General features: G+C 71.7%; 4 protein-coding genes and 1 pseudogene. All 5 read right to left on the minus strand.

Translation table 11 applies throughout. The features are described from left to right. Window positions 1-121: 121 nt before the first annotated feature. Window positions 122-1,123, minus strand: a complete 1,002-nt coding sequence (locus JS521_RS33235) for a TIGR03842 family LLM class F420-dependent oxidoreductase (protein WP_205086616.1) — start codon at window positions 1,121-1,123, stop codon at window positions 122-124. A 17-nt stretch (window positions 1,124-1,140) separates the two neighbouring features. Then, window positions 1,141-2,541 carry a dihydropyrimidinase gene (gene hydA, locus JS521_RS33240; RefSeq protein WP_205086617.1) on the minus strand — a complete coding sequence of 467 codons (1,401 nt, stop codon included), beginning with the start codon at window positions 2,539-2,541 and terminating at the stop codon, window positions 1,141-1,143. 137 nt (window positions 2,542-2,678) lie between these two features. Then, window positions 2,679-3,962, minus strand: coding sequence for an aspartate aminotransferase family protein (locus JS521_RS33245; RefSeq protein ID WP_205086618.1), 1,284 nt, complete (start codon window positions 3,960-3,962; stop codon window positions 2,679-2,681). Then, entirely contained in the window at window positions 3,959-4,801 is an 843-nt protein-coding gene (locus tag JS521_RS33250; RefSeq protein ID WP_205086619.1) for a nitrilase-related carbon-nitrogen hydrolase, read from the minus strand. Before JS521_RS33250 ends, JS521_RS33245 begins: the two co-directional genes overlap by 4 nt. 196 nt (window positions 4,802-4,997) lie before the next feature. Next, window positions 4,998-5,838, minus strand: a pseudogene (locus JS521_RS33255) (hypothetical protein); the annotation flags it as partial.

Raw genomic sequence — 5,838 nt, forward strand, 5'->3', positions numbered from 1 at the left:
GCGGTGGGGTGGGCGGGACGGTGGCGGTCATGGCGGTGGAGCCCTTCGCTCGGGAGCGGTGCCGTGCGGGGCGATGCGGGCGGGGCGCGTGCGGACGGGCAGCGGGGAACGGAGACGAGGTTCAGTCGGTCAGGGCCGGGATGATCGCGGCCCCGTAGGCGTCGATGGTCGCTTCCCGGGCGTCGTGCATGTTGTACAGCGCGAACTGGTCCACGCCCATGTCCCGCAGCGCCTGGAGCTTCTCGATGTGCGCCTCTGCGGGACCGAGCAGGCAGAACCGGTCGACGATCTCGTCGGGGACGAAGGCGGTGTCCGGGTTGCCGGTACGCCCGTGGTGGCTGTAGTCGTAGCCGGAGCGCCCGGCGATGTACGCGGTGAGCGCCTCGGGGACCAGGCCGGAGTGCTCGCCGTAGCGGGCGACCAGGTCCGCGACATGGTTGCCGACCATCCCGCCGAACCAACGGCACTGCTCCCGGGCGTGGTCGAGGTCCTCGCCGACGTAGGCGGGGGCCGCGACGCAGATGGTGACGGAGTCGGGGTCGCGTCCGGCGTCGGCCGCCGCGTCCCGTACCGCTTTGATCATCCACTCGGTGAGGAAGGGGTCCGCGAGCTGGAGGATGAAGCCGTCGGCCTTCTGCCCGGCCAGCGCCAGGGCCTTGGGCCCGTACGCCGCCATCCACACCGGCAGCCGCCCGTCCTTCACCCACGGGATCTGCACCGGCTGCCCGTCGACCGTCGCCTCCCGGCCCTCGGCGAGGTCCCGGATGACGTCGATGGCCTCGCCGAGGCGGGCCAGGGTGTTGGGTCGGCGGCCCGCGACGCGCATCGCCGAGTCGCCGCGCCCGATGCCGCAGACGGTGCGGTTGCCGTACATGTCGTTGAGGGTGGCGAAGGTGGAGGCGGTGACCTCCCAGGTGCGGGTGCCCGGGTTGGTGACCATCGGGCCCACGGTCAGCTTCTCCGTGTGCTCCAGGATGCGGCTGTAGATGACGAACGGCTCCTGCCAGAGCACCGCCGAGTCGAAGGTCCAGCCGTAGCGGAAGCCGTTGCGCTCGGCGCGGCGCATCAGGCCGACGACGGCGGAGGCGGGCGGGTCCGTCTGGAGGACGAGGCCGAAGTCCATGGCGGGTCTCCTAGTCCCTAGTCGAGGTACTGACAGGTGGCACGGGGGGTGTACATGCCGTGTCCGGCGCGGCCGGTGAACTTCCGTCCGTCGATGACGACTTCGCCGCGCGAGAGCACGGTCTCGACCTGGCCGGTGATGCGTTTGCCCTCGTACGCCGAGTAGTCGACGTTCATGTGGTGCGTCTCGGCGGAGAGGGTCTGTTCGGCGGCCGGGTCGTAGATGACGATGTCGGCGTCGGTGCCCGGGGCGATGGTGCCCTTCTTCGGATAGAGGCCGAACATCCGGGCCGGGGAGGCGCAGGCGATCTCGATCCAGCGGCGGCGGGTGATGTGTCCGTCCACGACGGCCTGGTGCAGCAGGTCCATGCGGTGCTCGACGCCCGGCATGCCGTTGGGGATCTTGGAGAAGTCGCCCCGGCCCATCTCCTTCTGGCCCGAGAAGCAGAAGGGGCAGTGGTCGGTGGAGACGACCTGGAGTTCGTTGTTACGGAGGCCCCGCCAGAGCGTTTCCTGGTGCTCCTTGGGGCGCAGCGGTGTGGAGCAGACGTATTTGGCGCCCTCGAAATCGGGCTCGGCGAGGTTGTCGGTGGAGAGGAACAGGTACTGCGGACAGGTCTCGCCGAAGACCGGGAGCCCCTTGTGGCGGGCGGCGGCGATCTCCTCCACGGCCTCGTCGGCGGAGACGTGGACGACGTAGAGGGGGGATCCGGCGACCCGGGCGAGCTGGACGGCGCGGTGGGTGGCCTCGCCCTCCAGGGCGACCTTGCGGACGTCGCCGTGGTAGCGGGGGTCGGTGTGACCGGCGGCGAGGGCCTGCTCGACCAGGACGTCGATCGCGATGCCGTTCTCCGCGTGCATCATGATCAACCCGCCGTTGCCGGAGGCCTGTTGCATGGCGCGCAGGATCTGGCCGTCGTCGGAGTAGAAGACCCCGGGGTAGGCCATGAACAGTTTGAAGGAGGTGACCCCCTCGGAGACGAGCCGGTCCATCTCCTTGAGCGAGGAGGGGTTCACGTCCGCGAGGATCATGTGGAAGGCGTAGTCGATGGCGCAGTTGCCGTCGGCCTTGGCGTACCAGGCGTCGAGCCCTTCGCGCAGCGACTTGCCCACGCTCTGGATCGCGAAGTCGACGATGGTGGTGGTGCCGCCCCAGGCGGCGGCGCGGGTGCCGGTCTCGAAGGTGTCGGCGGCGTACGTCCCGCCGAACGGCATCTCCATGTGGGTGTGCCCGTCGACGCCGCCCGGGATGACGTACTTGCCCGTCGCGTCGATCCTGCGGTCGGCGCTCCAGCTCTCGGCGGCGTCGGTCCCGTGGGCGGCGAGCGCGACGACACGGCCGCCCTCGACGAGCACGTCGGCGTGGATCTCGTCGGACGCGGTGATGACCAGGCCACCGTGGATGACGGTGCGACTCATGGGTGTCTCCTCAACTCGGGGCGCCCCGACGGCCCTCCTGGCGTACGGGTCGGGGACGCCCCGCGCGGTTCGTGGACGTACGGGTCGGGGACGCCCCGCGCGGTTCGTGGACGTACGGGCGGGTCCGTCCGGCGGGGTCAGCCCGCCGCGTGCAGGGCGTCCGCGAGGATCGCCGCGCCTTCCTCGGCCTCGGCGACGGTCAGGGTCAGCGGCGGGGCGATCCGGAGCACGCTGGTGCTGTGGCCGCCGCCCTTGCCGATGAGGAGCCCGCCGGCGCGGGCCGCTTCCAGGACGGCCGCGGCGGCTTCCGGGTCGGCCTCGTCGGTGCCGGGCTTCACCAGCTCGATGCCGATCATCAGGCCCCGGCCGCGAACTTCGCGTACGGCGGGGGAAGCGGCGGCCACGGAGCGCAGCCGTTCGATCAGCAGTCCGCCGACGCGCCGGGCGTTGCCCTGGAGGTCGTGTTCCAGGAGGTAGCCGAGGTTGGCGAGCGAGGCGGCCATGGTGACCGGTGAACCGCCGAACGTGGAGATGGAGTTGGCGTCGAGGCAGTTCATCACCTCGGCACGGGCCACCACTCCCCCGACCGACATGCCGTTGCCGATGCCCTTGGCGAAGGTGAGGATGTCCGGCGGCCCGTTCTCGGCGTGCGCCTGCCAGCCCCAGAAGTGCTCACCGGTCCGGCCCCAGCCCGTCTGCACCTCGTCGGAGATCCACAACACCCCGTGCTGGTCCAGGACTTCGCGGAACGCGGCGAACAGCCCGTCGGGCGGGGAGGTGAACCCGCCGACGCCCTGGATGGGTTCGGCGATCAGGGCCGCGGGGTTGCGAGTGTGCCCGAGGAGGTCCTCCAGGTCGGCGACGCAGGCCCGGATGAACGCCTCGTCGCTCAACTCGGCGTACGGGCCGCGGGTGCGGACGCCGCCGTGGACGTACAGCGTCTGGAGCGGGGACAGACTGGTGGGCGACCAGGCCTGGTTGCCGGTGATGGAGACGGTGGAGAACGACCGGCCGTGGTAGCTGTTGCGCATCGCGAGGATCTGGTTGGACCTGCGGTACGCGGTGGCGAGCAGGAGGGCCGTGTCGTTGGCCTCGGTGCCGGAGGTGGTGAAGAAGACCCTGGCGTCGGGGATGCCGGAGAGGGTGGCGATCCGCTCGGCCATCTCCACCATGGGGCGGTTGAGGTAGAGGGTGGAGGAGTGGATGATCCGCCCGGCCTGTTCGGCGACCGCCTTGGTCACCTCGGGCAGGGCGTGGGCGGTCATGGTGGTGAGGATGCCGCCGAAGAAGTCCAGGTAGCGGTTGCCGTCCGCGTCCCAGACGTGGCGGCCCTCGCCGTGGGTCAGTTCGAGGGGGTGGCGGTAGTAGAGGGCCAGCCATTCGGGGCTGACCACGAGGTGGCGCTCATGCAGTCCGGTCACGGCTCCACCAGCCCGTCGTAGGCGTCGGGTCGTCGGTCCCGGTAGAAGGCCCACTGCCGGCGGACCTCCTCGATCAGGTCGAAGTCCAGGTCGCGTACGACGAGTTCCTCCTCCTTGTCGCTGGCGACCTCCCCGACGAACTGGCCGCGCGGGTCGACGAAGTAGCTCGTGCCGTAGAAGTCGTTGTCGCCGTACTCCTCGCGGCCGACGCGGTTGATCGCGGCGACGAAGTACTCGTTCGCGACGGCGGAGGCCGGCTGCTCCAACTGCCAGAGGTGGCTGGAGAGTCCGCGCGAGGTGGCGGACGGGTTGTACACCAACTGGGCACCCGCGAGGCCGAGTTGCCGCCAGCCCTCGGGGAAGTGCCGGTCGTAGCAGATGTAGACGCCGACCTTGCCCACGGCGGTGTCGAAGACCGGCCAGCCGGCGTTGCCGGGCTTGAAGTAGTACTTCTCCCAGAATCCCTTGACCTGCGGGATGTGGTGCTTGCGGTACTTGCCGAGGTAGGAGCCGTCGGCGTCGATCACGGCCGCGGTGTTGTAGTAGAAGCCGGACTGCTCGATCTCGAAGACCGGGACGACGATGACCATGCCGGTCTCGCGGGCCAGGTCCTGCATGCGCCTGACGGTCGGCCCGTCGGGCACGGGCTCGGCCCAGCGGTAGTGCTCGGGCTCCTGGACCTGGCAGAAGTAGGGGGCGTTGAACACCTCCTGGAAGCCGATGATCCTCGCCCCCTGCCGGGCGGCCTCGCGCGCGTGTTCCTCGTGCTTGGCAATCATGGATTCGGTGTCGCCGGTCCAGGTCGCCTGGACGAGTGCGGCGCGTACGACGTGGGACATGAGCTGCTCCTTCGACGCGGCGTCAGAGAGCCTGCACGCGTTCTCTACGCACGTAGATCGGTGCATGGATGGAGAACGTAAGCCCGTCCGCCCGGCGGGGCAAGACCATCGCCGTGAACCGGCGGAGTCGATCATGTTTCGCACCCGACCGGTCCACAACGGACACGCTGCCGATCCTCGGCGGTCGACGCGGGGCTCAGACCCCCGGCACGCCCGCCACCCGCAACGCGTGGACCAGGTCCCATTCCCGCTCCACCGACACCTCGCGGGCGGCCGCCAGGAGAAGCGGCAGCAGCCGGGTACCGCCGCCGTTCCCGGCGAGTGCGGCGGCCTCCTTCGGAGTGCGTACGCGGACGAAGGCGCCGAGCAGGTCCCGCGCCTCCCGTTCCCGGCCGGCCCCGCCCAGGGCGAGCACCGCCTCGGCCACCTCGGCGGCGGGCCGGGCCACTCCCTGGCGCAACAGCAGCCCGCAGTCCGCCTCCCGCCCCGCGGCGGCCAGCGCACCCGCCGCGGCGGCGAACCCGGCGGGCGGGAGCGAGGACACCTCCCAGAGCAGGGTCGTCCAGTCGGCGACGAGCCCGGCGCGGTGCAGGGCGAGGGCGAGCAGCGGCAGCCGGGGCGCGGGCCAGGCCGCGACCTCGCAGAGCACCACGTGCGCCTCCCCGCTGCGGCCCTCGGCGCGCAGCCGGACCAGTTGGGCCACGGCCCCGGCGACGGCCTGCCGGGCGGCCGGATCCGGCAGGGCGTCCGGCCCCGGCGGAGCGCCTTGCCCGCGCCCCCGTCCGGCTCGGCCCCGGCCGCCGCGGTCCTCCTCCGCCGCGCCGCCGAAGCGTGCCCCGCGCGGGGCGGGCACGCCTGCGCGGGGCGGCACGAGCGGCCCGGGCGCCGGCGAGGGGGCCGGACCGGCCGCCCCCTCATCGACCTCCAGACCGGCGAACCGGGCGCCTCTCGGCTTTCTGCGCCGGGGGGTGGGGGGGGGGGCGTCCGCCCCGGTCCCGATCGTGGTCGCGTGGTACGGCACAGCACCCCCGTAGGAC

The organism is Streptomyces durocortorensis, assembly GCF_016901035.1.
Classification (GTDB): domain Bacteria; phylum Actinomycetota; class Actinomycetes; order Streptomycetales; family Streptomycetaceae; genus Streptomyces; species Streptomyces durocortorensis.